We start from the raw sequence: 25,852 nt of genomic DNA, 5'->3' as shown, positions 1-25,852 counted from the left end.
GAACTAGCCATGACAGGGCTCCAGGGTTGAAGAATCGCGAGCGATCGTGAGAAGGGAGTCGGGTGCGGACGGGCGTCTCCAAGTGAGAGCCGCGAGGACGGCCACGAGCAGACAGGCCACGAGTTGATGGCACACCGTCACAGCGGGCTGACTTAGACCAAGCCGCAAGGTGAAAACACCCAAAGCGATCTGCATTGAGACCAGGAGAGTGGCTGTGATGAGGAGGGGCCATTGCTGACGAGCCCAGCCGCCGGCGATCAGAGCTGTCGCAACGAACAGCAACACGCAGATGGCTGCTGGGGTTGCAGCACTGCGATGCCAATGAAGCCATTGGCAGGACTGCCCCTCCTGTAAGCACCGTTGGGCCGCCCATGAGGTCGCCATCCGTCCGCCTAGTAGGCATTGGCCTGACACGGCTGCAAGGCTGATTCCGCCGAACCAGGGCCACCAGCGAGGGGCGGCAGATTCTTTGGACCCTTGATGAAGCAGCCTTTGTGTGAGTGCGCTCATCACAATGACCAGGGTGAGAGCCAGGACGAGATGGGCCGTCACCACTGCGGAGGGGAGCAGTTGCAGCACGGTCAGAGCCCCGAGGCCTCCTTGAAGAACAACCAACAGAACCAATAGGAACGACAGAGGCAGCAACCAACGGGGCAAGTCCTTCCTCCAGAACCAGGTGGCACCCAGTTGGACGAGCAGTGCAATGCCCACAACAAAGGCATCCAGGCGGTGGAACCACTCCAAGAACACCTTGAGATTCATCTGGCGCCCAGGCAGCAGGCTTCCATAACAAAGGGGCCAATCAGGACAGGCCAGCCCTGCCTCCATGACACGGGTTGCCCCTCCAATCACCACCAGGGCGATCAGAGCCACGACCAGGTGAGCAGCGAGCTGGGCCAGACGCCAACGAATCGGAACTGTTGTCGATGAGGTCAACGACTGTTCCTCCTAATCGCATGGTTTGTTTTTGGAAACTAGCGATCTGATCTCAAACGGCACGCTATTTACAGGTCTCCAACATTTTCAAGGTCGCCAACATCTCCCTTTGCTGACAACAACGCCTTGAAACAGCTGTGTTAGTAGGAACTTCAGGCTGCTTTAACAATCACGGCATGAAGAAGGCCTGGGATCTCCATAGTCTGTTGACACATGTATCAGGAGTTTCGTGCCTATCCCCTCGGCAATTCTCACTCTTGTGCTGGGAATGATCCTTGTGCTGGGTGGATTGTGGATTGGCCAAAACATCAACCTTCTTCCTGTTGATGCCAGCGTCAATGCACCCATTTACGACGAGCTGTTTCGTGTTCTGTTCAGCATCGGAACGATTTTGTTTGTAGGAATCGTTGGGTTGGTGCTGTTCAGCCTTGTGCGCTTCCGCCGCAAAGCTGGACAAATTGGTGATGGGATAGCACTCGAAGGCAATTTGCCCCTTGAGATTTTTTGGACCGCTGTGCCCGCGATTGTTGTGTTGTTTGTGGGTTTATTCAGCTACGACATCTACGAACGTATGGGGGGAATGGTTCCCCTTGCTCATGGGGGGCATGGTGATTCTCAAGCCACTCAAGAGAGGGTTTGGGGAGGTATTGGCACGGCAGGGGCGATGCAAGCCAGTTCTGAAATGGCGATAGCGCCACTTCCAGTTGAGGTTACGGCGATGCAATTTGCATTCCTGTTCCATTACCCCGATGGGGACATTATTTCTGGAGAACTGCATGTGCCATCAGGACGACCTATCTCACTAAAAATGGAGGCTAAAGATGTGATCCACGCATTCTGGGTTCCAGAATTCAGGCTCAAGCAGGACATCATTCCTGGTCAGCCAACATTGCTTAACTTCACTCCCACTCGCCCAGGGCGTTATCCAGTGGTTTGCGCTGAACTGTGTGGGCCTTATCACGGTGGTATGCGCTCCACGGTGGTGGTTGAGTCTGCCGACGATTACGACACCTGGTTCCAAGCCAATCGCAAGCTCCCTGTATCTGAGGCATGACACTCACTCTTCCGCAACAAAGCAAACCCCCCTCATTGCAACCCACTGGCTGGCTTCGCTATCTCAGCTTTAGCGTTGATCACAAAGTGATCGGACTTCAATATCTAGTTTGTGGCTTTGCTTTTTACCTTATTGGTGGTGCCCTTGCTGGAGCGATTCGTACAGAACTAACCAGTCCGGTAGCTGATTTCATGCCCCGGGATGTTTACAATCAGGTGCTGACTTTGCACGGCACCGTGATGATCTTTCTTTGGATCGTCCCTGTGGTTAATGGTGCTTTTGGTAATTATCTGATCCCGTTTTATGTCGGAGCCAGGGACATGGCTTTCCCAAGGCTAAATGCTGTTGCTTTCTGGTTGATTCCACCTGCTGGGTTACTGCTTGTTGCCAGTTACTTTATTACTGGTGCGGCGCAGTCAGGTTGGACAGCCTATCCGCCTCTCAGTCTGACGACTCCTGCTACAGGTCAGATCATTTGGATTCTGAGCGTTTTATTGTTAGGTGGAAGCTCAATCTTTGGTGGAATTAACTTTATTGCCACCATTTTGAAATTGCGACGGCCTGGCTTGAAGCTGATGCAACTGCCGATGTATTGCTGGGCCATGCTTGGAACGAGCATTCTTGTCGTTCTGTCGACACCCGTTCTTGCCGGGACTTTGATTCTTCTGAGCTTCGATATTGTTGCTCATACTGGATTCTTTAATCCAGGAATGGGTGGAAATGTCGTTGTTTATCAACACCTCTTCTGGTTTTACTCTCACCCAGCTGTTTACATCATGGTGTTGCCGGCGTTTGGATTGGTGAGTGAAATCCTTCCGATTCATTGCCGGAAGCCTCTTTTTGGGTACACCACAATGGTGTATTCGATCATGGCGATCGTTGTTCTTGGGCTTGTTGTTTGGGCCCATCACATGTTTACAAGCGGCACGCCTCCATGGATGCGCTTATTTTTCACAATTGCAACGGCCTTTATTGCTGTTCCCACAGGTATCAAATTCTTTAATTGGTTAGCCACGTTGTGGGGAGGAAAAATTAGTCTTAATAGTGCTGTTCTCTTCTCCTGTGGTTTTATCGTCAACTTTGTTTTGGGTGGAATTACTGGTGTGGCGCTTGCTCAAGTGCCTTTTGATGTCCATGTTCACGACACCTACTTTGTCGTCGCTCACTTCCATTACATTGTTTATGGAGGTTCGGTTTTTGTGATCTTCGCGTCGATCTATCACTGGTTCCCAAAAGTGACGGGGAGGATGCTTGATGAAAATGTTGGACGTTTTCATTTCTTGTTGACGTTTATTGGATTCAATCTTTGCTTCGCCCCACAGCATTGGCTTGGCCTCAACGGCATGCCCAGGCGTGTGGCTGAATACGATCCGCAATTTGCGTTGGTGAATCAGATCAGCAGTGTTGGTGCCTTGCTGATGGCCCTGAGCACCTTGCCCTTTCTCTGGAACGTGTTCGCGAGTGCACGCTCAGGCCAGATTGCTGGAGATAACCCTTGGCGGGCCTTGACCCCTGAATGGTTGACCACCTCTCCCCCTCCTGTAGAGAACTGGAAAGGTGAGCCTCCCTTGGTCACTCACCCCTATGGATATGGAATTCCTGCAGACCAGATCGACTTGAAAGATGCCAGTGGCAGCGATGTATGGAGCAACGGCCGATGACCTCCCTATCCCCTCAAGACCAAGCGGTTGAAATCCAGGATCATCACGAAGAAAGCCATCCCGACCATCGCATGTTTGGCCTGGCCACCTTTTTGGTGGCTGATGCGATGACATTTGCAGGCTTTTTCGCGGCCTATCTCACGTTTAAGGCTGTTAACCCTCTCCTGCCTGATGCTGTATACGAGTTGGAGCTTCCGCTTCCAACGCTGAACACCATTCTTTTGCTTGTCAGTAGTGCCACCTTCCATCGTGCTGGTGTCAATCTGCGCCGAAGTGAGATGCAACGCTGCAGGCGCTGGTTACTGCTCACGGCAAGTCTGGGCTTGGCCTTTTTGGTGAGTCAGATGGTGGAGTATTTCACCTTGCCATTTGGGTTGACTGACAATCTTTATGCCAGCACTTTCTATGCTCTGACTGGCTTCCACGGTCTACATGTGACCCTGGGTGCCCTGATGATTCTGATTGTGTGGTGGCAGTGTCGTACCCCTCAAGGGCGAGTCACGGCAGACAACCACTTCCCCCTTGAGGCGGCAGAGCTCTATTGGCACTTCGTTGATGGCATCTGGGTGGTCTTATTTGTGATTCTCTATCTCATCTGAGCGAGCTTGGCTTGTCATGGATTCAATCTTATTTCGATACTTTTGTTGCTTCGTATGAGAGTCATGGCCAGAATTAAAACAAATTTCTTGAGTTAAATGCTCACTGGCCAGGAATTGCTGAACAGGGCCCGGTCACTCAGCAATCGCTCTGAAGATGAAATTGCGAGGGGATGCGGCTATGTCGGTCCCAGTGGTCGCGTTCTGCGTAAAGGCTTTTACAAAGCCTTGGTGGAAGCGAAGGGATACAAACTCCCCTCTTCCAGTTCCGGTGGTGGAACCAGAGGTCGCCAAGCTGATTTCAAGACCCGGGTTCATGGGAACGGAAATCTGCTCATTGGTCATGCCTACACCCGTCGCCTTGGCTTAGAACCTGGCCAAGAGTTTCGAATTGAGTTGCGTCAAGACTCTCGTTCCATCTGGTTGCTTCCGATGAATAACCAAGAGCTCAAGGTCTCAGGGGTGAGCTCAGAGCAGGATCAAGACACAACAAAGGACCCAGGTTGAGCCCCGGGCCCTTGAGACGACTGGTCTTAAGACACTGACTGCGAGTTGATCAAGCAGCAGCTGGTGGGTCTTGATCCTTGGGAATGGTTGAGCTCAGGGCAATCAGATCAATGCCGCTGAACAGGAAACTGATGCCTACAAGCACGCCGAGGACCCACAGCAAGCCCCAGAACTTCAGCGTCACGATCAGCAGGCCAAGGATGAAGGTGATGACGCCATTGGCAATGGCCCAGCCCGCTCCAGGACGGTTGCTGTGAGACAGACCGTTGAAAAAGGCAACAACACCCTCCACTAGAAAGACGATTCCAATCGCGAGCGAAAGTGCTGCCACCTGGCCAGCGGCGTCTGCAGGACTTCGGAAATTGCTGATCATCGAAGCACCCGCAACGATGAACAGGGTTGATACAACTAATCGCCAGAAGCAAATCCAGCGCCCCATGCGTTTGGAGCGGGCAAGATTGCTGATCCAACCAACCACACCTCCAACGAGAAAGACAACGGCGATCACACCAGTGACCCATACGGAGGCCAGCACTGGAAAGATCAGGGCCAGGACGCCCAAGATGATCAGCAGAATCCCTTCCGCGATGGCGAAAGCTTGAAAAGTCCCGATGGAATCGGGACGATCGTCCATGGTCATGAAATTTGTAAAAGAGACAACTCTCGAAAGGTATTGATTCCCCCAAGATCTGTCCCGTTTTTGTGATGTTCCCTCAGCTCCAACCGTCAGCTCCAACCGTGAGAGGCGAGCCATTCAGAGCTCAGAGACGCCTCGTTCTTCGGGGCGGTTGAAGCTCCCTCGCGCGCGTGGCCGAGCAAGCGTTCCGTATATCGAGCGAGAAGATCGATTTCTAAATTCACCTCATCCCCTGCTGCGAGATCGCGCAATGCTGTTGCCATCCAGGTGTGTGGAATCACGGCGATCCAAAATCGCGCACCAGCATCAGAGCACCCAGCGACTGTGAGGCTGATGCCATTGACGGCAACACTGGCTTTTTCACAGATGTACCGGCCATAGGCGGCATCTCGCCAGCGCAGCTCGAGGTTCCATGATTGGCTTAGGGCTTCGATGGCCACCACCTCGCCGATGCTGTCCACATGACCACTCACGAGATGTCCGCCAAGGCGATCGGACAAGCGCAGGGCTGGCTCCAAATTGACTGAACCACCTGTAGAGGCCTTGCGTCCGAGGGTGCTGCGTTGCAGCGTTTCCTCGCTGACATTGGCGAGAAACCCATCACCGACCAGTTCCGCCACCGTGAGACAAACCCCATCTACAGCAACGCTGTCTCCCAGCTGAAGGGGAGCGAACGGAGAGCAGCCACTCACCACAAGGCCACTGCCGCGTCGCTCAATCCGCCCAACAGCTTGCACCAGACCTGTGAACATGCTGTGCATTCAGCGTGAGTTCCCTGGTCATAATCGAGGAAGGGGGGGGGGAGAGCCGTCGATGGTTGAAATGAGCGTGATCGGGATTGCGCTGGATGCCGCGAGCCGAAGTCCGATCGTGTTGCTTCGAGATCCATCGCGACGGCGACAAGTGCCGATCTGGATCGATCAGGCCCAGGCACACAACATCATGGCTGGATTGAATGGAGAGCCATCTCCTCGCCCCTTAAGCCATGACTTGATGGTGCGCTTGTTGGCGGCTGGTGACCTTCATCTTGAACGGGTCATCATTCATGCGATTGAAGACAGCACCTTTCGCGCTGTCTTGAAACTCAGTCATGACGAGCCAAGCGACGAGATCGAAGACCCTTCAGACGTTGAGCCGCTTGAAGAGAACGAGGTGAGAGAAGAGCTCCTCGATATTGATGCCAGGCCCAGTGATGCCATTGCGCTTGCGATCCGAACGGGCAGCAGCATTTGGATGTTGGAGGAAGTGGTCGCTGAGGCCTCGATCGCGGTGGATGCTGAAGCGGATGCAGAGGATCGAAACGAGTTTCGTCGATTTTTAGATGAGATAAGTCCTGCAGCCATGGTTCGCCACCTTCAGTCCAGACATCCCAAGGACGAAGAAACGGATGACGACACTTCGCGATGACAACAGAGCCTTTGGCTGGTGTTGGGGTTCGTCGCGCCTTTGGCGCGGGTCCGGAAGTGAGCTTGTTCACGCTGGGGACGATGCGTGCTTTGAAAGACCGCGAGCAAATGGTTGCCGTTGTGCGGGCCGCCCATGCCGCTGGGATCAACCACCTCGAGACGGCACCCGCCTATGGCCCTGCTGAAACCTTTTTGGGGCAGTCCTTAGATCAGTTGGCTCGAGAAGGGATTGCCCCTGAGGGGGGATGGTTAATCACCAGCAAACTCCTTCCAGGGCTCTCTTTGGAACAAGGGAAACGCGCCTTATCTGCGTGCCTGGAACGGTTGGGACGCCCCTTTTTGCATGGCCTGGCGGTCCATGGTCTAAACCGCGAGGACCACCTGCATTGGGCGATCGACGGGGATGGAGCCAGGCTTTTGGAATGGGCCCTTAGATCTGGGCTTGTGGGTCAAGTTGGTTTCAGTAGCCATGGCCCTAATTCACTGATCGCTCGTGCGATCTCAACTGGTCGCTTTCAGTTCTGCAGCCTCCATCTGCATCTTTTGGATCCAGCACGGCTCCCCTTGGCATTGCAAGCGCTCGGTGCAGGAATGGGAGTCATGGCGATCTCCCCTGCGGATAAGGGTGGACGCTTGCAAGCACCAAGCTCATTGCTAAGGGCAGATTGCCAGCCCTGGGAACCCTTGGCTCTGGCTTACCGCTACCTCTTGGCTGCTGGGATAAGCACCCTGATGGTCGGGGCCAACAGCCCGGCCGATCTCAACCTTGCCGCCTCCATGGCCAGCAGCGATGGGGCTCTCACCCCTGCAGAACAGACCGCTTTGACCCGTTTGGAACGTTTGCGTCAACAGCGGCTTGGTGAAACGCTTTGCCATCAATGCAGAGCCTGTCTCCCCTGTCCGCAGGAGGTTCCCATCCCTGAGCTGCTGCGACTGCGCAACCTAAGGCTCGGTCATCACCTTAAGGAGTTCACGGAAGAGCGTTACAACTTGATTGGGCGCGCTGGCCACTGGTGGGAGGAGGTCAATGCCGAAGGCTGTGAGACCTGTGGGGATTGCCTTCCCCGATGTCCCCATCAACTGGCGATTCCTGATCTGTTGGCGGAGACCCATCAGCTTTTGGCTGCGGCCCCTCGACGACGTTTATGGGGCTAAGTCATTCCACTTGGCTTTCAGACCGTCCTGCTCTGACGGATCCAGAGGGGCAAGATTCCAGCAGCGCTCCCAGATCTCGTTGGAAGGAAGGACGAGGGAGCGAAGCCTTGTTGGCACCCGCGACATTGCAGTGCTGACATCTGAGCGAGCCAAGGGGGGGACCCATCCTGCAGAGAGCAACCGACTGAGCAGTGGTTCTTCCCAGGCTTTTTCGACCCAGGCTTGCGGTAAGGGCTCTTTGCTTGAGCTTGGGCGCAGCATCAGAGTCCAGTTCAGAGGCGCACCGTTCTCAGGCAGCACAGCATGCAGCCTTTGGTCTCGAAGGAGCGCTCCCATGCACCGTTGCAGAGGCAGGACAGCCACCTGTGCATCCCCTTGCAGCAACCAGTTGAGGGCATGTCGATCATCAAAACTGATGGCTGCCTGTCTGAGGCGGCGCAGCGCATCAGGGGTCTCCATGTGCGCTGCAAGCGACATCACCAGTCGTGGGCTCGACGGTAAGAGGACTTTGCCTTTGAAATCTGGATCCAGCAGCACCTTCCAGCTGTTGGCTGCTTGCTTTTGAAGGGCCGGTTCTCCTCGAAAAAGCATTACCCAGGGGCTGACGCCCACAGGCAAAATTTTGCCTTTCCAGGCTGTAGGCAATTCAGAGAGAAACTGATCTGCTGAAGGCCCTAATTGCGCTTGAACAGGAGCGGCATCAATCGCTTGAAACGATCTTGGGTTGAGACTCGATAACCAACCATCCCCAATCGTGAGCAGATCGGTGGATGACAGCCAGGGGGGTGCGGAGCCGTTGATGGCTTTCAGCTCTGTAATGCGCCACGGAGACTTGAGTTGCTTTTGCCACAGTGCAGGCAGGCTCTTTGTTGGGGCCCGCAAGACAGGTGAACCATTGGATCGCGCACAGCCGGCGAGCCATGACAGGCTTGCTATGCAGCCGGCCTGAAGCAGTTGTCGCCTGCGAAACGAAACGGGCTGAGCAGATGGGCCGATCATTCTCAAACCTTACGGGGCTGGATTCCCTAGGGATTTCTAGGGTTTGAGCTTGGATTCGAGCAATTGATCCATGGCCTTGTCACAATCCTGGCTGATGCGGTCTAGAGACAGTCCACGCAGCTGCGCCAGCAATGCAAGACCACCGGCACCCACCCCCTCTTTGACATGACCGAGCTCGTAGTCACGCAGCGAGAGGTGTCGACTGTTGCGAAAGCGCAGACCACTCGCCAGTGCAGAGATGGAAACGGCGAAATGATCCTCCATTAATGCCAGCAGCTCGACCAGTGATGCGCGCTTGTTTCCGGTTGGCGTCAGCACTTCCCCAGCCAACCAGGCCGTTGTGCCAATCAGCACTTGATTGGACAGCAAGCGGCGCTCTCGGGCCGACACCATGCTCAGGGCGAGTGCCAGCACGGCAGCCATCTGACTTCCCCCAGCTAAGAGGAGGGGTTCACCGCTCGAGAGGGATCCAATCAGTAACCCGGTTGCAAAGGCCTGAAAAGGATCTCCCACGGCAGCTAGAACCTCCTGCGCCGAGGGGATGGCGCTGAGCTCTGCGGATTGCAGCCCCTGACGCACAAGTTGTCGTTTCAAGGCCATCGGTGGATGGATGGCACTTCCGCTGATCAGGTCATTGGCGGGTAGTCCAAGACCACGAAGAACGGCTAACGCTGTGGTGGTTCCTCCGGGGACACATTCGGCAAGGACGAGTGGGTGTCGCAAACGCTTACCGAACCGTTGGCCTTTGTTGAGCAGCTGGAGGACTCGTTTCGGCGTCATGGAGTGTCCGGAGCTGAGGCATTCGGCTGGACCGAGCTGCGGATCCTCAAAACGCAGATGAGCGAAGGGAGGCATCTTTGACAGTCCAATCGATCCCACCCAGGGCTGAATCTGGAGGGCCTCCGCAGCAACCCAACTGATCAACGCTGGCGAGACGCCTGCGGGCAGAGGCGGTAAAGGCCAGTGAGGCTGATGGGCAGGCCCATAGAGAAGCAACTCTGCGTCAGCAATGGCTGTGTAGCGACGTGATTCAGAGGTTGCACCGGCTGCAGAGATGCCTTCCACCTCGGCGGTCAAAGTGGAGGACAGGAGCAATAAAAGATCCGGAGCAGGTTTGGGGTCGGACCAAAAGCGGTGAGTTGCACCTACCCAATACTCGGATGCTCGGCCCGAAAGGCGAGTGCATCCCGCTGGGAGCTCAAAGAGGGTCGAGGGCGACCAGGCCATGGAGCAGGGGGGGAGGTTCAGGAATCGGAGCTTGGAGACGGGGAAAGATCCAGTAGGCCAAAGCGTGGAGAGCCAGCACGTAAACGAGCTGCTGAACCACGACGAGAGTGATTGCCATGGCTTGCACCAACAGCAGATCAGGGGCGAGGGGCAGCTGCATCAACTCCAGGACGCGATCGAGGAGTCCGGCGCCGGCTCTTGTAATCACCACCCACAGGTTCTCACCCACCATCAAGGACAGCGCCACGACCCTCACCAGAAATCCAGCGGCGCCAATGACGACACCGAGCCCCCAGCTAATCCACCAGCTCACTTTTTTGTGCCAGCACCACCCCAGCCAAAGCGACAGCAATCCATAGGGAAACAGCATCAGGGGCCCACGCAGAGGACCCATGAGCACCACCAGCAGCAAAATCGCCACAACGACGCCCTCAAGCCCGGCGCGACTGCCCCGGCGCACCAGCAGTAGCGCTAGGGGCAGCGGAAGGGCAAGACGGAACAGGGCTCCACCGATCGGCAAGTAATAGAGAGCCAGCCAAATCAAGGCCGCCGCCGCCGCAAGGTAAGAGGCCTCCATCATGCGCAGCGCTTGTCGACGGCTGAGGCGTGGTTCCATTGCGTTTAGGGCTGCCCTGCGCTTGCGCTGTCACTGGTGGTTGCTTTGGAGGCTGGAATCGAAGGGATTTTCTCGATTGTTTCGACTTCGAAACCAATTCCGGCGCGACGTAAGGCATCGGTGACACTTTCCGCCGGTGCGGCAGGATCAGCGGCCGCTAATCGAATCGTGATGCGGTAGGGCCGAGGGTCGGTGGGCATCGAGCGCACCGGTGCTGATTCTTGGTTGGCTGGTTGGACTTTGGTGGACTCTTCTTTGATGGTCTTCGGCTCTGCCGCTTCTGTTGGCTCCGCTTCAGCCTCCAACTCCGGCTTGTCCTTTTTGCGCTGGGCGTCAGCTTTCTCCGGCTCCTTCAGGGCGGTGGCTGGCTCCTGATCCAGCTTGGTCTTTGGTGACTGCTGGGCGGCGGCTGGTGTTGGTGGTGAATCGAAGCTATCGGCCAGCTTCTGACCAAATGTTGTCCCTGAGCAGGCCTGCAAGGCAAGCAGCAGCGGCATCAGCAACCACCGCGCGCGCATTAAGCGTCTCCAGGACGGATGACGCGCACTGCACTCGCGCGAAGGCGCCCGGTTTTCGTCGTGGCTGGTGCTTTACGGGCAGCAGGTTTGGCTTTTGCGCTCTTGGTTGTGCTTTTGGCTTTGCTGGTGCTCTTGGTCGTTGAGGTTTTGCGCTTTGTGGTTTTTTTTGTGGCGGCTTTTGCTTCGAGGAGCTCGATCGCTTCTTTCAAGGTGATGTCTTCGGCCCCTTTCCCTTCCGGCAATGAAGCGTTCACTTTTCCCTGTTTGACATAGAGGCCATAGGGGCCATCGAACACCTGCACGGTTTCTTCGCTTCCCTCCGGTTTCCCTAGATCCTTGAGCGCCGTCCTTCCACCTCGTCCGCGTTTGGGCATGGCGAGTAGTTCCAGGGCTCTGCTCAGACCAACGGCAAGAACGTCGTCTTCACCCTTGAGAGAGCGATAGTCCTTTTCGCCTTTTCCCTTGTCCCAAACCACATAGGGTCCAAAGCGACCCAAGCCAGCTTGAACCTTTCCGCTCTCTGGATGTTCGCCGAGTAGACGGGGCAAGCGCAGCAGCCCAAGTGCCTCATCCAGCGTTAGATCTTCGGGCTTTACCCCTTTTGGCAAGGAGGCCCGTTTCGGCTTGGGGTTCTCATCGCTGACCTGACCCTTCTGCACATAGGGGCCGTACTGACCGAAGAGCAAGTACACGAGATCACCTGTTTCGGGATCTTCGCCGAGTGCTTCTGGACCGTCCGCTTTGTGCTTAAGAATGAGCTCTGCTTGTTCCTGATCCAGTTCACCAGGGGTGATCTCTTTGGGCAGGGTTGCTTTGATGAGCTCCTCTTCTCCGTCGTCACCAACGCGTTTGGATTCGAGATAAGCCCCAAAGCGTCCAATTCTGACCACGCAAGGCAAGCCTTCGAGGTCAATCGTGCGTGATGCTCCCGGGTCGATGTCTCCCTCGCGTTTTTGGACCAAGGACTCCAGTCCTTCATCCCCTTTGAAAAATCCATCCAAATAGGGCAGCCATTGCACTTTGCCGGTGGAGATTTCATCCAACGTGGTTTCCATGCGGGCCGTAAATCCGGTATCCACCAAATCGGGGAAGTGCTCTTCCAGCAGAGCGGTCACAGCAAAGGCTGTGAAGCTTGGTGTGAGCGAATTGTTGTTGAGCGAGGAATAGCCTCGATCCACAATCGTGCCGATGATGCTGGCGTAGGTGGAAGGACGACCGATCCCTTCTTTCTCCAGCATTTTCACCAGGGAAGCTTCGCTGAAGCGAGCAGGTGGCTGCGTTTGGTGTCCGAGCGCTTCGACGTCATGAACTTTGGGTGAGTCACCAACGTTGAGGGCGGGCAACAACACTTCCTGACCTTCCAAAGCTGCATCAGGGTCATCGCTGCCTTCGACGTAGGCGCGGAAAAAGCCCGGGAAGTCAATGCGCTTTCCATTGGAGCGGAACACGGCTTCTCCAACCGTGAGATCCACCGCGAGCATGGTGAGTCGGGCTTCGGCCATTTGGCTCGCGACTGTTCGCTTCCAAATCAGCTCGTACAAGGACAGATCACGCCCTTCTAAGCCAGTTTCGGAGGGAGCTCGGAAGCTTTCACCTGAAGGTCGGATCGCCTCATGAGCTTCCTGGGCATTGCGTGACTTCGTGCTGAACTGCCTGGGCCCTTTGCTCAGATACTCCTTGCCGTAGCGCGATTCCACACAGCTGCGCGCTGCCGAAATGGCTTGATCGGAGAGATGCACCGAATCGGTGCGCATGTAGGTGATGTAGCCGCGTTCGTACAGGCCCTGAGCGCAGCGCATCGTCTCCCGCGCTGACAGACGCAATTTGCGATTGGATTCTTGCTGCAGCGTGCTGGTAGTGAACGGCGGAACGGGCCTCCGCACCGTTGGCTTTTCCTCAACCGAGGAGACGCTCCAATCCGACGATTGAAGGGCAAGCGCTAGGGAGCGGGCGTCGTCCTCGCTCAGAAGGCGCACCTTGCTGTCCTGCTTGAGGCCGCCGGTACTTTCATCAAAGTCAGTGCCGGTGGCGACTTTCGTTCCGCCGAGGTGCGTGAGCTTGGCATCAAAGCGGATGCTTTGCTGCTCGAGCGCAGCTTTCAGATCCCAGTAGCTACCGCTGCGAAAGGCGCGTCTAGCCCGCTCTCGCTGTACGAGCAGTCGGACCGCCACGGATTGAACACGTCCGGCTGAAAGCCCCCAGGCAACTTTCTTCCACAACAGAGGCGAGAGGGTGTAGCCCACCAATCGGTCGAGGATTCTTCGGGTTTCCTGGGCATGCACCAGCTCCATATCGAGCTCACGCGTGTCATCCAGTGCCCGGGAGATTGCCTCTTTCGTGATCTCGTGAAACACCATCCGTTTCACCGGGACTTTCGGTGACAACAGCTGGAGTAAATGCCAGCTGATGCTTTCTCCTTCGCGGTCTTCGTCAGTCGCTAGCAACAGTTCATCAACGCCTTTCAGGGCGTCTTTAAGCTCGCGCACAATTTTTTTCTTGTCCTTCGGAACCACATAAAGGGGTTCGAAGTCCGCCTCAGTGTTGACTCCAAGGTTGGCCCACTTCTGACCTTTTTGGGCTGCAGGAATCTCACTTGCGTTGTTCGGCAGATCCCGCACGTGGCCCATCGAAGCTTCCACCCGATAGCCCTTGGGAAGGAATCCACGGATGGTGCGTGCCTTTGTGGGGCTCTCAACGATGACCAGGGTGTTCGCCACGTGGGGTCGGTAACCGTCTCCTTCTTTATCGCACCGCCGAGCTTTCTGCAGCGAAATCAGGGAATTCACTCAGGGAAGAGCAGGAGCGCAGCTACAGTCCCTCCAATTGGTTTGACCAGACTCGCCATGCCCGAGTTGGGTTCTCTGCTTCTCTCCACACAGGCCGTGGCAGCTCCTGGGGAGCTTCTCAACCTTGCTTTGCATGCCGGCACTGTTGGACCAGAGGCCGCTGTTTTAGTGGCGATGATCGCCACGTTGTTGGTGGATCTAGCCGGAGAAAAAGTTTCAGTTCGTTGGGTTCCCCCTATTTGTTATGCGGGTTTGGGTACTGCCCTGGTTCTGCTTGCCCTGCAATGGAATGCACCCCTTGAACCTTCATTTTTAGGTGCTTTCCTTTCCGATCACCTTGCGATTGCCTTTCGTGCTGTTGTTGCCCTTTCAACCCTTCTCTCGCTTCTGATTAGTTGGCGATATGCCGAGCAAAGTGGCACTCCTGTTGGGGAATACGCTGCGATCCTGCTGGCCGCCACCCTCGGCGGAATGCTGCTTTGCGGTGCAACAGATCTGGTAAGTGTTTTCGTGTCGCTCGAGACGCTTTCCGTAGCCAGTTACCTGTTGTCGGGGTACATGAAGCGTGATGCGCGTAGTTCAGAGGCAGCACTCAAATATTTGCTGGTGGGATCGGCTGCGGCGGCCGTATTCCTGTATGGAGCTTCGCTTCTCTATGGCCTGAGTGGCTCAACCAGTTTGGAAGTGATTGGTAATGCTCTGGTCACGAGCCCCACACCGTTGGCCGCTCTGGCGCTGGTTTTTGTGCTTGCCACGGTGGCATTCAAGATTGCCGCTGTGCCCTTCCACCAGTGGACACCTGATGTGTATGAGGGGTCTCCGACCCCTGTTGTGGCGTTTTTGTCGGTGGGTTCCAAGGCAGCTGGTTTTGCGCTGGCGCTGCGACTTCTTGTCGGCTGTTTTGGAAGTTTCGATACGCAATGGAAACTTCTATTCACCGTTTTGGCGATTCTCAGCATGACGCTGGGCAACGTGGTGGCATTAGCCCAGACCTCGATGAAGAGGATGCTGGCCTACAGCTCAATCGGACAGGCCGGATTCGTGATGATCGGTCTGGTGTGCGGCACTGAAGACGGCTTTGCCGCAATGGTGCTGTACATGGCCACCTATCTCTTCATGAACTTGGGTGCTTTCGCTTGCATCATCCTGTTCTCGATCAGAACGGGCAGTGACCGCATTTCTGACTATGCGGGCCTCTATCAGAAAGATCCCTTGATCACGCTTGGTCTGAGTCTCTGCCTGCTTTCTCTCGGCGGAATTCCACCGATGCTCGGTTTCTTCGGGAAGATTTATTTGTTTTTTGCTGGCTGGGCGGACCACCAATACGTTTTGGTGGTGGTGGGCCTTGTGACTTCGGTTGTTTCGATTTATTACTACATCGGCGTCATCAAAATGATGGTGGTGAAAGAGCCTCAAGAGGCTTCAGAGGTTGTAAAGGCCTATCCACCGAGCGACTGGACCACGATGGGACTTCCTCCTTTGAGAGTGGCACTTGTGCTTTGTGTCCTGGTCACGGCCGTTGGCGGAATTCTTTCCAACCCGCTATTTGAGTGGGCCAGCAGCACGGTGGCTGGCACACCTTTGCTGCAGCAGGCGATTGCTACGTCTTCAGGGGCCTCCCTTGGCTGATCTCTTGGATGAAGCCGGCCCAGCGGTGGCTCAGCTTCGAGATGTCAGCAAGGTCTATGGATCAGGAGAAACGGAGGTCAAAGCCCTCAATGGACTTGATCTTGATGTACTTCGCGGTGACTATTTGGCTGTGATGGGTGCGAGCGGATCAGGAAAGAGCACAGCGATGAATGTTCTTGGCTGCTTGGATCGACCAACCAGTGGCTCCTATTGCCTCAACGGGAATGCTGTTGAGCGGCTTGATGACGATGCGTTGGCAGATCTGCGCAACAAGGAACTGGGCTTTGTGTTTCAGCAGTTCCATCTCCTTCCTCATGCGACAGCGCTGGAGAATGTGATGCTTCCGATGATTTATGCCGGACTGCCCTCCTCGGAGCGTGAGCAAAGGGCTGTTGCAGCGCTTCAACAGGTTGGGCTTGGCAAAAGAATGGAGAATCGTCCCAATCAACTGTCGGGTGGTCAGCAACAGCGGGTGGCCATTGCTCGAGCGATTATCAATAAGCCAGCTCTCCTACTCGCTGATGAGCCCACCGGTGCTTTGGATTCGCGCACGACGAATGACGTTTTGAACTTGTTTGATGAGTTGCACGCTCAAGGCATCACGATTGTTCTCGTGACCCATGAAGACGATGTGGCAGCTCGTGCCCAGACTGTGGTTCACTTTCGCGACGGTAAAGTTGAGCGTGTGGCTCAAAACCGCGTTTAACACTCCCGCCCCTCATTAAATTGATAGAAGTTTGAGAATGGCCAAGCAGTCAGAACCCTCAGATCAAACGATTCGAATTCTGCTTGTGGATGACGAAGTCCACTTGACGGAGTTGTTGTGTTTGGAGTTGAACGTAGAAGGTTATGACGTTGAGGTTGCATCTGACGGGGCCACTGGATTAATCAAAGCTAGAAGTCAGCCTGAGCCTGATCTCATTGTTTTGGATTGGAACCTTCCAGATTTTTCCGGTGTGGACATTTGTCAGCGAATTCGTAGTAGCGGAGTAACAACTCCTATCTTGATGTTGACCGGTCACGATGATATTGCTGACCGTGTTAAAGCTCTTGATGCTGGCGTCGATGATTATTTGGTAAAACCTTTTTCAATCGAAGAATTGATGGCTCGGTTGAGAGCGATGCAGCGTAGAGCTCATGGCTTTTCCGGCTCAGCACAAGGGAGCGAAACCGAGTCAGACTTGTTGGCAGTTGGAGGGTTAACGGTCAATACCCAGACAAGGGATGTCATTCGTTCTGGTAAAAAAATCCAGCTTTCGGTTAAGGAGTATGAGCTGCTTTGCTTCTTGATGCGTGGAAGCGGAAAAGTATTGGAGAGGTCTGAGATTATGAAGGGTGTCTGGGGAGAAGACTTTTACGGAGACGATAATTTGCTTGATGTCTACATACGCTACTTAAGGCAAAAAGTGGAACATAAGGATCTTCCATCTTTGATTCATACCGTTCGTGGCGTTGGGTTCATCTTGAGAGATGAAGATGATTCCACGAGCTCATAAATTGGTTCAGACTTTGTCTCTTTCGAGACTGTTCATGAGTTGACCAACAAGCATCGAGACGGCATCACTTCCAGATGCTGTAATCGGATTGAGATCAAATTCCCCAGGATTTTTTGCCACCCACCCGTTGCCCTGCTTCATTCTCAGTTCAAAATGAAGATGAGGTCCAGTGCTAAGGCCGGTGCTTCCGACCCTTCCGATCACCTCACCCTGTTGGACCTTTTGTCCAGATTTCACGTAGATCTCTGAGAGATGTCCATAGAGCGTCCGCCGCCTGGGGGACTTGTGCTCTATTTCCACAGCGATGCCATAGCCGCCGGCGAGTCCACTACTCATAACCGTGCCTGAGAGTGCTGCAATGACAGGCGTTCCTTCTGGGGCGGCGAGGTCTTTTCCTGCGTGCATCAACCAACGGCCGATCACGGGATGTTGACGCATTCCGAATTCACTGGTGGTGATTGCAGAGCCAATGATGGGGAAGAGCAAGCGTTGATCACCATTTCCTGCGATCGCAAGAGGTCTGGGCGAAACGGAGAAGACGGACTCCAAGCGAAAGCCATGTCCGGCTCCTGCAAGGAGCGCAGAGACGGGGACCGAGATGGGAGAGAGACGACGATTCCTTTGGCTGAACGTGGCGCGATTGGACCGCCCGCGAAAGGCAACGCCGGTTGCGCACTCACGCTTGGACAGAGCGCCACTTCGACAGGCGTATTGAAAGCGCGGCACATCAATGGGCTTGGCAACCGCTCCAGTCTCCAGCGTTCGACGCTCTTGCGGAGTGATGATTTGATTGCGTTCGAGAGACTCCAACGAGCGATCGAAGCGTTGGGGAGTCTTGACGCGAAGTTCAGCCGGAGGACGTAGAGGCGCCTGAGGGGCTGGAAGGCCTTGAGGGCTCTGCGGAGCAGAGGGCAGGGTCAGAACCAAGGGAGCAGCGAGCCAGCGCAGGACCACTTCGTTTCAAAGGTCTTATCAGACGAGATTTTAGAGATTGTCATGGTTGACATCAGGCCAGCGGGTCCAGCTGGTGGTCCGGGTCCCTTGGCAAAGTTGAAGGGCTCCATTGAGGGCCAATCCTTGGATCTCCCAGATCTCTTTGCTCTGAGGATCCTTCACCTGATTGGCCCAAAGGCGATTCTCTATTCCACGACGCACAAGCTCTGGACGGTTGGCCAGGGTCTGGATGCTCTCCAAGGCTTTTAAGACCTCCACCGTCCACACGTCTCGTCTGGCGCATCCACGCGGCAGGAGATCGCGAAGGGCAATGGCCCCAACGGGAACCGGGTTAGCCACATTCATTCCAACTCCAATGCGCACCATGCGTAAACGACCGCCACGAAAAACCAGTCGAGGAAGCAAGCCAGCCAGTTTGCGGGAATCGATAAGGAGGTCGTTAGGCCATTTGATCCGGACGGTGAGTCCCGACTTTTCCAAGCGTTCACATAAGGCATATGCCACCATCAGCCCGAGCATGTCGGTGTGGCCGCTGCTTGAATCCCAGGGAAGAGCAGCGCTGATCCAGACCCCTCCACGCTCTGCCTCCCAGCGGCGGCCACGCTGGCCCTGTCCTCTGGTTTGGTGATCGGCCATAACAGCTCGAGGCAGGTCTCCGCGCCAGGGCACTGCTTGAAGCCAGTGGCTCAGTTCAAGTTCTGTGCTTGCACAAACGGGTCTGCATTTCAGCCTCCAAGCATCGGCTTGCTGTCTGCGAAGGCGATGGACGAGTCCTCCTGCCCGTTGGTGATGGTTCAGCATTGCTGTTGCCACCAAGGCGTCAGTCGTGAAATTGCAGCCTCAAGTTCGGCCACTGGACGGACCAAGGCAAAGCGCAGCCAATCACGCCCAGCCTCTCCAAACCCGGAGCCAGGTGTGACCACAACCCCGCAATGCTTGAGAAGCTGAGCGGCCATCTCCTCGTCTCCCCATCCTTGGGCGCGGGCCCAGTCAGGAATGGGCGCCCAGAGATATAGGGCCATGGATGGCGATGGGATCGGCCATCCAAGCTCAGAGAGTGCAGCGCGCGTGCGGTCACGCCGTTCGCGGTAGATCGGTAGAAGATGGGCTGGCCAATCGGCGTGATCCGAGAGGGCCACAACAGCGCCCTGCTGAAGCGCCTGACATTGATTGAAATCGATCACGCTTTTGACCTGCCTCAAGGCCGTAATCAGGGTTTCCGCTCCGATCGCAAATGCCAGACGAAATCCACCAAGGCACCACCCCTTGGAGAGAGAAAAGAACTCGATTCCGCGTTCGCGCCAGCGGGGACAACGCAAAAGGGATGGGGCTTCTCCCTCAAGCGCTAGGTCTAGATAAGGATTGTCGTGGGCGACCACCAGATCATGGCGTTGGGCCTGACCCATCGCTTCATCAAGCCAGGATTGTTGACCAACACAGGCTGTGGGGTTGTGGGGAAAACCCAGCATCAAGAGTCGCAGTTGAGCCCACTGACTGTCTGTGATCGCCTTGAAGTTCGGAGCCCAACCTTGTTCCGGAGAGAGGGGAAGGGTCTGGATGAAAGCATCTGCTAATTCAAGGCCTCCGCGATGGGAGGGGTAAGACGGATCAAGAATCAGGGCTTGATCACCTGGGTCCAACACAGTCAACGGGAAATGGGCTGTCCCCTCTTGAGATCCAACCAGGAGAAGAACCTCACGCTCAGGATCCACCGACACTCCTAGTCGCTGTTCACACCAGGCCGCTGCTGCCTCCCGAAATGAGGCTGTTGCCGCGTGGAGGCAGTAGGCGGCACTCCTTGGCTCCTGGAGGTGGTTCGCCATCGCCTCTACTGCAGCAGGTGGGGGAAGCAAATCGGTGCATCCCAGGGAGAGGTCGATGAGTGGTTGATGTTGTTGTGTTGCCCCGAGCTTGTAGGAGTGCTTGCGCTGATCATTGCGATCAAACACTCCGCTCCCGAGGCGAGACAGTCGCTTAGAGGTGAGCATCCAGAAAGGATTGCAACTGAGGGCGGGCAATGGCCCCTTCGTGCCGAGCAATTTCCTGGCCGTTACGGAACAGGATCAGGGTTGGAATGCCTTGAACTTTGAACCCATCGCGGGTGATCGGGTTGCCATCCACTTCAAGCTTCCCCACCAAAAGGCGTTCGGCGTAGGTCTCAGCAGCCCAGTCCATCAATGGCGCCATCAACCGGCAAGGGCCACACCATGGGGCCCAGAAGTCAACCAAAACGGTTGTGGACGCAGTCAACACATCCTGCTCGAACGCTGCATCTGTGAAGTCGGAAACAGCTGAAGACACGGGCGATCGTTGAACTGAATGAATCTTATGGACTCGGCTGCTGAAGGCGCAGATTCATCACAGTTTGTCGATAGATCGACGCAGCTCCTCGAGATCTGCATCCACCTCTTCCACCTTGACGGGTTTCACCTCGGAGTCGGCAGCCGGGAGAGCGGCAGTCTCTGCGCTTCCCTTCACCTGCTTTCTTAGGGCTGCCAGTTCATCATCCACATCGTCGCCACCTTCCAGGGCCGCGAACTGGCTATCGAGGTCAGCACCAGCGAGCTCAGCTGCAGCTTGGCTACTGGCTTCGAGAGATTGAACCTTGTCTTCCATGCGCTCGAAGGCAGCCATGGCTGAATTGGTTCCCATGCTGCCAACAGCACTTTGGAGCTGTTGTTGGGCCTGGGCGGCTTGAGCCCGGGCTTTGAGCATGTCTTTCTTGGTTCGAGCCTCGGCAATCTTTCCTTCCAAAGCGACCAAGCTTTTTTTGAGCGTTTCAACTTGAGCGCTCTGAGCCTGAACCTGGGTGCCAAGAGAACTGGCCGTTTCTTGGAAGGTTTTGCGACGGGTAAGAGCCTCGCGCGCTAATTCGTCTTCATTTTTCTTGAGTGCAAGTTCGGCGCGCTCGTACCAGGTACGGGCTTGAGACTCGGCCTGCTCTGCTTGGTTTTGGAGCCGTTTTTGACTGGCGATCGCCATCGCGACAGCCTGTCGGAGCTTGACCAGGTCGTCTTGCATGTCAGAGACGGCTTGATCAAGGATCTTGACGGGATCCTCAGCTTTGCTGACGAGATCATTCAGGTTGGCGCGCAGCAGACGGCTGAGCCGGTCGAAGAAACCCATGAATCGGTGCGAGCAGTGCCAGAGATTAGCGAGCTGGACCACCTTTCCCCACTAAGGTCCAATTTCATTGGATGACGTTATGGGGCGAGCACCTCGATCCCAACGGCGCCGTTTTGGTCGGGGAGAGGTGTTGGTGCCGCCGCCGCCGCCGCCGGTTCAGCCCCTTCAAGAGTGCCTTGAGTCTCTGCGGAGCACATGGAGACGAGAAGGCTCACTGGCTGCGCTTTGGCAGGACTGGCCCCAGTTGGCGGGGCGTCCATTGGCTGATCACTGCAGGCCCCTGAATTTGAGCCATGGCGTCCTCACTGTTGGAGCGCGCCACCCGCAATGGCGCCAGGCTCTTCAGTACAGCAAGCCTCAACTGTTGGCAGCAGTGCGAAGCGCTGGCCATGCCGTTCGCGATCTGAGGATTCAGCAACATCACCCCTCCCCTACAGCGGAGTTAGAGACAGAAGAAAGTGTTTGGGCTCGCCATCCGAGCCGGATCGATGTGCATGGAATGGCGTCATGCCCTTGCTGTGACAGCCCGGCTCCGGCAGGAGAGATGGCCCTCTGGGGTCACTGCGGGTTCTGTCGACGACTGAAGCTGTCAGAGTCGCTCGGAAGCGGTCAGTAACGTTCAGCACGAGGCCGTTCCCATGTTGAATGAGCCCCTTTGGCATGGAGCTTTAAAGCTCTTTGATCCAATGTCTTCCTGTCGAATCGAAGAACTTGATAAATTCCAAATTGTCCGAGGAGCTCAGGATCGAGACCCTGCCAATGTTTCTTTTTCATTGTCAGTGAATCGATAACAATTAGTGCCGACTGCGACCCTCCTTCCTTGCTAGTTGGGACCCCTTGCCATCCCTGTCTTTTCTCATTGCTAAAGCGATCCGCAACATTAAGGAAGGCGTTTTTAGATGTTCCTTCGTAGACAACAACCTGATCTGTGTAGAAGTGCAAAGACGGTTTCATCACCCCAACCATTGCCAAAGGTTCATCAGGACGTTGGTGCTCCAACACAGTTGCGGCTACGTCACGGATTGGACGCTGACGCACACGATCGCCTAGGCCAATCATGGGGATCAGAGCAATGAGCTGAAACACCACCAGCGGCCCCTGAACGGCTAGCAAGCGACCGGAGGCCTTCCTCTTGATCATCCAGAGGCCCAAAACGCCAGCGATTGAAAAGCACACTGCTGCCCTTAGCACCAATCGGCTTGCCAGCAGTTCGGCAGGCATCGTTGGCATCTCGGGGTCATCGATGAGAGGAACCCAGATCGAGGAACTCCAGAACCCCACTGCCAAAGCAAACGTGAGCACGATTGTTGTGCCCCAGGCCCAATCCAAAGAGAGGCGGTTCTCTCGATCGGAGGGCCTTGCTGCAAGGGCGATGAGAATGGCGGCAGCAGGTGTTGCCGGAATCCAGTAGCTCGGAAGTTTGGTGGCCGCGGTGGTGAACAGCAGAAAGACAGAAACAAGCCAGCAACTGGCAAAACTCTGAAGAGACAACGATGCGCCGGGTTGGACGGATGAAAAGGCACGCTTCAGGGTTGATGGGTGCAAGGTTTGCGCCAGCCCAAGGAGTAACAGGGGGGTGAAGGGCAGGGATGCCACCACCAAAATCACCCCGAAAAACCACCAGGGTTGGAGGTGGCTATTCACGACCGATGTGAAGCGTTGAAGGTTGTGATAGCCAAAAAAGCTGTCCCAAAAAGGCTGACCTTCGACCAGCAGTTCTGCGAGATACCAAGGCACGCTGATCACGGCGGTGAGTGCAAGACCGCGTAGCGGTTTGATGCAGTGCGAGATGCCCTTGAGATCCCTGCGCATCAGAGCAAAGAGCGCCAGGGTCATGCCACTGAGGACCACGGCCACAGGCCCTTTTGTGAGAACGGCTGTGGCGAGAAGAACCCAGGCCAGCCACCATCGTCGTGATTCGCCGCTGGCATAACAACGCCAATGGCACATCAGGCTCAAAGCGAGAGTGCCGCTCAGTAAAGGATCACTGACAGCCGTACGACTCCAGAGCTGCACCAAGGGAGAGAGCGCGAAGGCCAGTGCTGCTGCCACCGCGGTGCGGCGAGGGTGCGTGTCATTTTCGGCCGGATGCACCATCAAGGTGTCCCCAAGCATCAGCATGGTGGCCACGCTTGCGAGGGCTGAGGGAAGCCTGCCGGCCCAGGTGCCAAGTGGATCCCAGAGCTCATTGGCAGGAATCGAGTACCCCAACCCCATCAGCCAGTACACCAGGGGCGGTTTGTCGAATCTGGGCAATCCATTAACCCGAGGGGTTAACCAGTCACCCGTGCGTGCCATGGCACGGCCAGCGGCTGCAAAGAGCGGTGGAGTTTCATCGACGAGACCGGTGGAACCCAGTTGCCAGCAGAACATGGCAAGGCCAAGCGCCAAGATCAGCAACAGCCCCCGGCTGCGCTGTCGAGGCGAGATCCGTGGGTTGGCAGGCGCGTTGATCATCGACATGGAACGATCGTGCCATTCCCAGCAGAGAGGCCCTGCCTGATCCAATCCTCAACGCGTTGTGCGAAAACCATATGGCTGGCGTTCTGTTCCACCCAACGGCGGCAAGCGCGTCGATCGATTTGATCGACTTTGCTGATAGCCATGGTTAGGGCCTCGAGATCATCGGGCTGCACAAGCCATCCCGTTGTTCCGTCTTGGATGAGTTCGCCAGGACCGCCTCGGTCATAGGCCACGACAGGGACTCCGCAGGCCATGGCTTCTACCACCACGTTGCCGTAGGCCTCATTCCATTTCGGTGTGTTGAGTAGGGCGCGGCAGCAGCCAAGCTCTGTCTGAAGTTGGTGTGTCGGCTGAAAACCGCGCCAATTAATGGTTCCGGGAGGCACGGCGGCTTCGACTGATTGCGCATAGTCAGCATCTTCAACCAAGCCCCAAACCAGAAGCGTTTCTCCCAGAGCTGCGGCAACAGCTGCAGCATCCTCCAGGCCTTTTTCAGGGGCGATGCGACCGGCCCAACCCAGGGGCCCATTGAGGTTCAACTGCAACTGGTATCGCGTGAGGTCAAAGCCATTCCCCACAACGGACGGTGGACTAGGCAATGAAAAATCTCCTGCCTGTCGTTGAGTATGGAATGACATTCGCCTCTGGTCCCACTGAGCGATTTGAGAGATGACCTCATCCATCGCTCGCGAGACCGATCCCATGCTCACAAGATGAAATAACGAGGGCTTTGCATGGGGGGTGAGCCAGAGCGGTAACCAGTCGTAGCTGAAGTTGATCACTGCATCGGCGTCCTCGCCTAAGGACAAAGCAAGGTCCCATAGATGGGGAAGCACACCATCAAAAGGAACTTGGACGGAAGCATCTCGTTCGGAGTGCTGCCAGCTGGGTTGATCGCTGCCCCCAGCGGTGTGGAGGGAGACTCCAGGGCAGTCATGAGGCGCAACTGAGCCGTTCGGGGCGACCAGGCTGATCCGATGCCCCTTTGCGGCGAGACCTCGTAGCAATGAGTTCAGCGTCAGTTCCACCCCTCCTCCGCGCCCACTTCCCAAGTGTCCGATGGGTGTGCTGACCAGAATTAAATCGAGAGGAGTGGTGCTCATGCTCCGAGATCACTTCGCTGGGGTTCGTTGACGAGAGCAACCGGCTCCCAAAGTCGTTTGCGCTGGCTCACCAGTACCACCGAAAGCAGAACCAAAAGCACCGCACACCATTGCAGGTTGTTGAGTCGTTCTTGCAACAGCAGTCCACCAGAAGCAAGTGCAAAAACGGGTGTGAGAAATCCCAGTGTGGTGAATCCTGTGAGGTCCTCACGGCTTGCAAACCAGAAAAAGAGTGCGTAGGCCACGGCTCCCCCCATCAAAGATGCATAGGCCATTTGCGTCCATGCAAAAGCGGACCAAGGCGGAATCAACGGGAACGCTCCGTCGAGGCCATGCCAAATCAGCAAGGGGAGTCCCCCCAGCAGCATGTGCCATCCCGTGACGGCCACAGGATCACTGTTTCGGCAGGCGAACCGACTCAGAACGGTGCCGACAGCCATCGCAATGGCAGCCGCCAACATCCAGCCAGTGCCAGCCTGCCAACCCGATTGAAATGACACCCCCTCACCCAACAGCCACCAGTGCTGGAGGAGCCGTTGGGGAACGCCCAGGCAGACAATGCCCACCAGACCAAGAATCAATCCCATCCAACCGATCGGATTGATCGTTTCTGCAAAGAGCCAGCGGGCAAGCAGTGCAACCATCAAGGGCTGAGAATCAATCAGTACAGAACCGAGACCCGCGCCAGTGCCTTCGAGTCCGCGGGCCAGACAGATCTGAAACAGCAGGGCATCAATCAGGGTGAACAGGAGAAACCAAACCCGATCCCCAGGATCAATGGCTAAGGAACGCCCGAGAAGCGGAACAGAGGCGATCACGATGATTCCAGCCGGGAGCAACCTCAAGCAGGACACCAGAATCGGCCCTCCTGTGCTGACCAGAGGAGCCATTGCTGTCATCGCTGTGCCCCATAGGGCGAACGGCAGGATCATCAGCAGCCCTCGGCGGAGAGATCCCATGGGGTGCTACGAACAGGCTCCTTT

Annotated in this window: 26 protein-coding genes; 10 read left to right on the top strand and 16 right to left on the bottom strand. The window is 55.9% G+C overall.

The window, feature by feature from the left end; all coding sequences use genetic code 11:
* Positions 1-3: 3 nt before the first annotated feature.
* Positions 4-936, bottom strand: a complete 933-nt coding sequence (locus SIC18_RS12930; RefSeq protein WP_413429827.1) for a COX15/CtaA family protein — start codon at positions 934-936, stop codon at positions 4-6.
* Positions 937-1,165: 229 nt separating this feature from the next.
* On the opposite strand from SIC18_RS12930, the gene SIC18_RS12925 reads away from it, so the two are divergent.
* The 4 genes from SIC18_RS12925 (at position 1,166) to SIC18_RS12910 (ending at position 4,754) form a co-directional block, all read left to right on the top strand.
* Positions 1,166-1,990: a cytochrome c oxidase subunit II gene (locus tag SIC18_RS12925; protein WP_048347038.1), complete on the top strand. Its 825-nt coding sequence runs from the start codon at positions 1,166-1,168 to the stop codon at positions 1,988-1,990.
* Entirely contained in the window at positions 1,987-3,651 is a 1,665-nt protein-coding gene (ctaD, locus tag SIC18_RS12920) for a cytochrome c oxidase subunit I (protein WP_048347037.1), read from the top strand. Before SIC18_RS12925 ends, ctaD begins: the two co-directional genes overlap by 4 nt.
* On the top strand, positions 3,648-4,250 hold the full coding sequence (locus SIC18_RS12915) for a heme-copper oxidase subunit III (RefSeq protein ID WP_048348275.1): 603 nt from the start codon (positions 3,648-3,650) through the stop codon (positions 4,248-4,250). The genes ctaD and SIC18_RS12915 overlap by 4 nt, the downstream gene beginning before the upstream one ends.
* A 96-nt stretch (positions 4,251-4,346) precedes the next feature.
* The gene (locus SIC18_RS12910) at positions 4,347-4,754 is read left to right on the top strand and encodes an AbrB family transcriptional regulator (protein WP_048347036.1); all 408 of its coding nucleotides are present in this window, start codon (positions 4,347-4,349) and stop codon (positions 4,752-4,754) included.
* Between the two features lie 49 nt (positions 4,755-4,803).
* On the opposite strand, the gene SIC18_RS12905 is transcribed toward SIC18_RS12910, so the two are convergent.
* Positions 4,804-5,394 carry an HdeD family acid-resistance protein gene (locus SIC18_RS12905; RefSeq protein ID WP_048347035.1) on the bottom strand — a complete coding sequence of 197 codons (591 nt, stop codon included), beginning with the start codon at positions 5,392-5,394 and terminating at the stop codon, positions 4,804-4,806.
* Positions 5,395-5,480: 86 nt separating this feature from the next.
* Positions 5,481-6,143, bottom strand: coding sequence for a riboflavin synthase (locus SIC18_RS12900; RefSeq protein ID WP_048348274.1), 663 nt, complete (start codon positions 6,141-6,143; stop codon positions 5,481-5,483).
* A 61-nt stretch (positions 6,144-6,204) separates the two neighbouring features.
* On the opposite strand from SIC18_RS12900, the gene SIC18_RS12895 reads away from it, so the two are divergent.
* Both SIC18_RS12895 and SIC18_RS12890 read left to right on the top strand, forming a co-directional pair.
* Positions 6,205-6,798 (top strand): bifunctional nuclease family protein, encoded by a 594-nt coding sequence (locus SIC18_RS12895; RefSeq protein ID WP_048347034.1) that lies wholly within the window; start codon positions 6,205-6,207, stop codon positions 6,796-6,798.
* Positions 6,795-7,952 carry an aldo/keto reductase gene (locus tag SIC18_RS12890; RefSeq protein ID WP_413429826.1) on the top strand — a complete coding sequence of 386 codons (1,158 nt, stop codon included), beginning with the start codon at positions 6,795-6,797 and terminating at the stop codon, positions 7,950-7,952. Before SIC18_RS12895 ends, SIC18_RS12890 begins: the two co-directional genes overlap by 4 nt.
* Here SIC18_RS12890 and SIC18_RS12885 read toward each other — a convergent pair.
* From SIC18_RS12885 to topA, 5 genes are read right to left on the bottom strand one after another with little or no spacing between them, the layout of a single operon-like run.
* Positions 7,941-8,951: an ABC transporter substrate-binding protein gene (locus SIC18_RS12885; protein WP_048347032.1), complete on the bottom strand. Its 1,011-nt coding sequence runs from the start codon at positions 8,949-8,951 to the stop codon at positions 7,941-7,943. The two genes, SIC18_RS12890 and SIC18_RS12885, sit on opposite strands and share 12 nt — an antisense overlap.
* A gap of 36 nt (positions 8,952-8,987) precedes the next feature.
* Entirely contained in the window at positions 8,988-10,178 is a 1,191-nt protein-coding gene (locus SIC18_RS12880; protein WP_048347031.1) for a nicotinate-nucleotide--dimethylbenzimidazole phosphoribosyltransferase, read from the bottom strand.
* Entirely contained in the window at positions 10,150-10,794 is a 645-nt protein-coding gene (locus SIC18_RS12875; protein ID WP_250394773.1) for a DUF2232 domain-containing protein, read from the bottom strand. Before SIC18_RS12875 ends, SIC18_RS12880 begins: the two co-directional genes overlap by 29 nt.
* Before the next feature lie 5 nt (positions 10,795-10,799).
* Entirely contained in the window at positions 10,800-11,312 is a 513-nt protein-coding gene (locus tag SIC18_RS12870) for a hypothetical protein (RefSeq protein WP_413429825.1), read from the bottom strand.
* A complete protein-coding gene (topA, locus tag SIC18_RS12865) occupies positions 11,312-14,029 on the bottom strand; it encodes a type I DNA topoisomerase (RefSeq protein ID WP_048348273.1) in 2,718 nt (905 codons plus the stop codon). Before topA ends, SIC18_RS12870 begins: the two co-directional genes overlap by 1 nt.
* A gap of 126 nt (positions 14,030-14,155) precedes the next feature.
* Here topA and SIC18_RS12860 point away from each other — a divergent pair, with 126 nt between their 5' ends.
* From SIC18_RS12860 to SIC18_RS12850, 3 genes are read left to right on the top strand one after another with little or no spacing between them, the layout of a single operon-like run.
* Complete coding sequence (locus SIC18_RS12860) at positions 14,156-15,727, top strand: NAD(P)H-quinone oxidoreductase subunit N (RefSeq protein ID WP_048347028.1); 1,572 nt, start codon at positions 14,156-14,158, stop codon at positions 15,725-15,727.
* Positions 15,720-16,433 carry an ABC transporter ATP-binding protein gene (locus tag SIC18_RS12855; protein WP_048347027.1) on the top strand — a complete coding sequence of 238 codons (714 nt, stop codon included), beginning with the start codon at positions 15,720-15,722 and terminating at the stop codon, positions 16,431-16,433. The genes SIC18_RS12860 and SIC18_RS12855 overlap by 8 nt, the downstream gene beginning before the upstream one ends.
* A gap of 37 nt (positions 16,434-16,470) precedes the next feature.
* Positions 16,471-17,223, top strand: coding sequence for a response regulator transcription factor (locus SIC18_RS12850; protein WP_250395538.1), 753 nt, complete (start codon positions 16,471-16,473; stop codon positions 17,221-17,223).
* Positions 17,224-17,229: 6 nt separating this feature from the next.
* Here SIC18_RS12850 and SIC18_RS12845 read toward each other — a convergent pair whose 3' ends face one another.
* From SIC18_RS12845 to SIC18_RS12825, 5 genes are read right to left on the bottom strand one after another with little or no spacing between them, the layout of a single operon-like run.
* Positions 17,230-18,177, bottom strand: coding sequence for a M23 family metallopeptidase (locus tag SIC18_RS12845; RefSeq protein ID WP_413429824.1), 948 nt, complete (start codon positions 18,175-18,177; stop codon positions 17,230-17,232).
* A 30-nt stretch (positions 18,178-18,207) separates the two neighbouring features.
* The gene (locus SIC18_RS12840; protein ID WP_413429823.1) at positions 18,208-18,993 is read right to left on the bottom strand and encodes a biotin--[acetyl-CoA-carboxylase] ligase; all 786 of its coding nucleotides are present in this window, start codon (positions 18,991-18,993) and stop codon (positions 18,208-18,210) included.
* Positions 18,972-20,165, bottom strand: a complete 1,194-nt coding sequence (locus SIC18_RS12835) for an aminotransferase class I/II-fold pyridoxal phosphate-dependent enzyme (protein ID WP_413429822.1) — start codon at positions 20,163-20,165, stop codon at positions 18,972-18,974. Before SIC18_RS12835 ends, SIC18_RS12840 begins: the two co-directional genes overlap by 22 nt.
* Complete coding sequence (gene trxA / locus SIC18_RS12830) at positions 20,152-20,478, bottom strand: thioredoxin (protein ID WP_048347022.1); 327 nt, start codon at positions 20,476-20,478, stop codon at positions 20,152-20,154. The genes SIC18_RS12835 and trxA overlap by 14 nt, the downstream gene beginning before the upstream one ends.
* Positions 20,479-20,535: 57 nt before the next feature.
* On the bottom strand, positions 20,536-21,303 hold the full coding sequence (locus SIC18_RS12825) for a PspA/IM30 family protein (protein WP_413429821.1): 768 nt from the start codon (positions 21,301-21,303) through the stop codon (positions 20,536-20,538).
* A 79-nt stretch (positions 21,304-21,382) separates the two neighbouring features.
* Between SIC18_RS12825 and SIC18_RS12820 the strand changes: the two genes are divergently transcribed.
* Positions 21,383-21,919, top strand: coding sequence for a DUF721 domain-containing protein (locus SIC18_RS12820; RefSeq protein ID WP_048347020.1), 537 nt, complete (start codon positions 21,383-21,385; stop codon positions 21,917-21,919).
* Here the strand turns inward: SIC18_RS12820 and SIC18_RS12815 are convergent.
* Genes SIC18_RS12815 through SIC18_RS12805 form a run of 3 tightly spaced genes read right to left on the bottom strand, consistent with a single transcriptional unit; the run spans position 21,913 to position 25,828 of the window.
* Positions 21,913-23,766 carry an ArnT family glycosyltransferase gene (locus SIC18_RS12815; RefSeq protein ID WP_413429820.1) on the bottom strand — a complete coding sequence of 618 codons (1,854 nt, stop codon included), beginning with the start codon at positions 23,764-23,766 and terminating at the stop codon, positions 21,913-21,915. The two genes, SIC18_RS12820 and SIC18_RS12815, sit on opposite strands and share 7 nt — an antisense overlap.
* Positions 23,757-24,869 (bottom strand): glycosyltransferase, encoded by a 1,113-nt coding sequence (locus SIC18_RS12810; RefSeq protein ID WP_048347019.1) that lies wholly within the window; start codon positions 24,867-24,869, stop codon positions 23,757-23,759. The genes SIC18_RS12815 and SIC18_RS12810 overlap by 10 nt, the downstream gene beginning before the upstream one ends.
* Positions 24,866-25,828: a DMT family transporter gene (locus tag SIC18_RS12805; protein WP_413429819.1), complete on the bottom strand. Its 963-nt coding sequence runs from the start codon at positions 25,826-25,828 to the stop codon at positions 24,866-24,868. The genes SIC18_RS12810 and SIC18_RS12805 overlap by 4 nt, the downstream gene beginning before the upstream one ends.
* Positions 25,829-25,852: the final 24 nt, after the last annotated feature.

The organism is Synechococcus sp. Cu2B8-bc1011 (assembly GCF_047302735.1).
Taxonomy (GTDB): domain Bacteria; phylum Cyanobacteriota; class Cyanobacteriia; order PCC-6307; family Cyanobiaceae; genus Synechococcus_C.
Note: the sequence above shows the minus strand (reverse complement) of the source record. Positions and strands in the feature narration are given on the sequence as shown.

What these genes read in the sequence shown, in the direction of transcription:
- SIC18_RS12890 (WP_413429826.1), top strand. Translation starts at nt 6,795, where the DNA reads ATGACAACAGAGCCTTTGGCTGGTGTTGGGGTTCGTCGCGCCTTTGGC.
- SIC18_RS12835 (WP_413429822.1), bottom strand. Translation starts at nt 20,165, where the DNA reads ATGCTCACCTCTAAGCGACTGTCTCGCCTCGGGAGCGGAGTGTTTGAT.
- SIC18_RS12805 (WP_413429819.1), bottom strand. Translation starts at nt 25,828, where the DNA reads ATGGGATCTCTCCGCCGAGGGCTGCTGATGATCCTGCCGTTCGCCCTA.
- SIC18_RS12870 (WP_413429825.1), bottom strand. Translation starts at nt 11,312, where the DNA reads ATGCGCGCGCGGTGGTTGCTGATGCCGCTGCTGCTTGCCTTGCAGGCC.
- ctaD (WP_048347037.1), top strand. Translation starts at nt 1,987, where the DNA reads ATGACACTCACTCTTCCGCAACAAAGCAAACCCCCCTCATTGCAACCC.
- SIC18_RS12825 (WP_413429821.1), bottom strand. Translation starts at nt 21,303, where the DNA reads ATGGGTTTCTTCGACCGGCTCAGCCGTCTGCTGCGCGCCAACCTGAAT.
- SIC18_RS12850 (WP_250395538.1), top strand. Translation starts at nt 16,471, where the DNA reads ATGGCCAAGCAGTCAGAACCCTCAGATCAAACGATTCGAATTCTGCTT.
- SIC18_RS12895 (WP_048347034.1), top strand. Translation starts at nt 6,205, where the DNA reads ATGGTTGAAATGAGCGTGATCGGGATTGCGCTGGATGCCGCGAGCCGA.
- SIC18_RS12820 (WP_048347020.1), top strand. Translation starts at nt 21,383, where the DNA reads ATGGGGCGAGCACCTCGATCCCAACGGCGCCGTTTTGGTCGGGGAGAG.
- SIC18_RS12915 (WP_048348275.1), top strand. Translation starts at nt 3,648, where the DNA reads ATGACCTCCCTATCCCCTCAAGACCAAGCGGTTGAAATCCAGGATCAT.
- SIC18_RS12900 (WP_048348274.1), bottom strand. Translation starts at nt 6,143, where the DNA reads ATGTTCACAGGTCTGGTGCAAGCTGTTGGGCGGATTGAGCGACGCGGC.
- SIC18_RS12910 (WP_048347036.1), top strand. Translation starts at nt 4,347, where the DNA reads ATGCTCACTGGCCAGGAATTGCTGAACAGGGCCCGGTCACTCAGCAAT.
- SIC18_RS12815 (WP_413429820.1), bottom strand. Translation starts at nt 23,766, where the DNA reads ATGTCGATGATCAACGCGCCTGCCAACCCACGGATCTCGCCTCGACAG.
- SIC18_RS12860 (WP_048347028.1), top strand. Translation starts at nt 14,156, where the DNA reads ATGCCCGAGTTGGGTTCTCTGCTTCTCTCCACACAGGCCGTGGCAGCT.
- SIC18_RS12810 (WP_048347019.1), bottom strand. Translation starts at nt 24,869, where the DNA reads ATGAGCACCACTCCTCTCGATTTAATTCTGGTCAGCACACCCATCGGA.
- SIC18_RS12905 (WP_048347035.1), bottom strand. Translation starts at nt 5,394, where the DNA reads ATGACCATGGACGATCGTCCCGATTCCATCGGGACTTTTCAAGCTTTC.
- SIC18_RS12875 (WP_250394773.1), bottom strand. Translation starts at nt 10,794, where the DNA reads ATGGAACCACGCCTCAGCCGTCGACAAGCGCTGCGCATGATGGAGGCC.
- SIC18_RS12885 (WP_048347032.1), bottom strand. Translation starts at nt 8,951, where the DNA reads ATGATCGGCCCATCTGCTCAGCCCGTTTCGTTTCGCAGGCGACAACTG.
- SIC18_RS12880 (WP_048347031.1), bottom strand. Translation starts at nt 10,178, where the DNA reads ATGGCCTGGTCGCCCTCGACCCTCTTTGAGCTCCCAGCGGGATGCACT.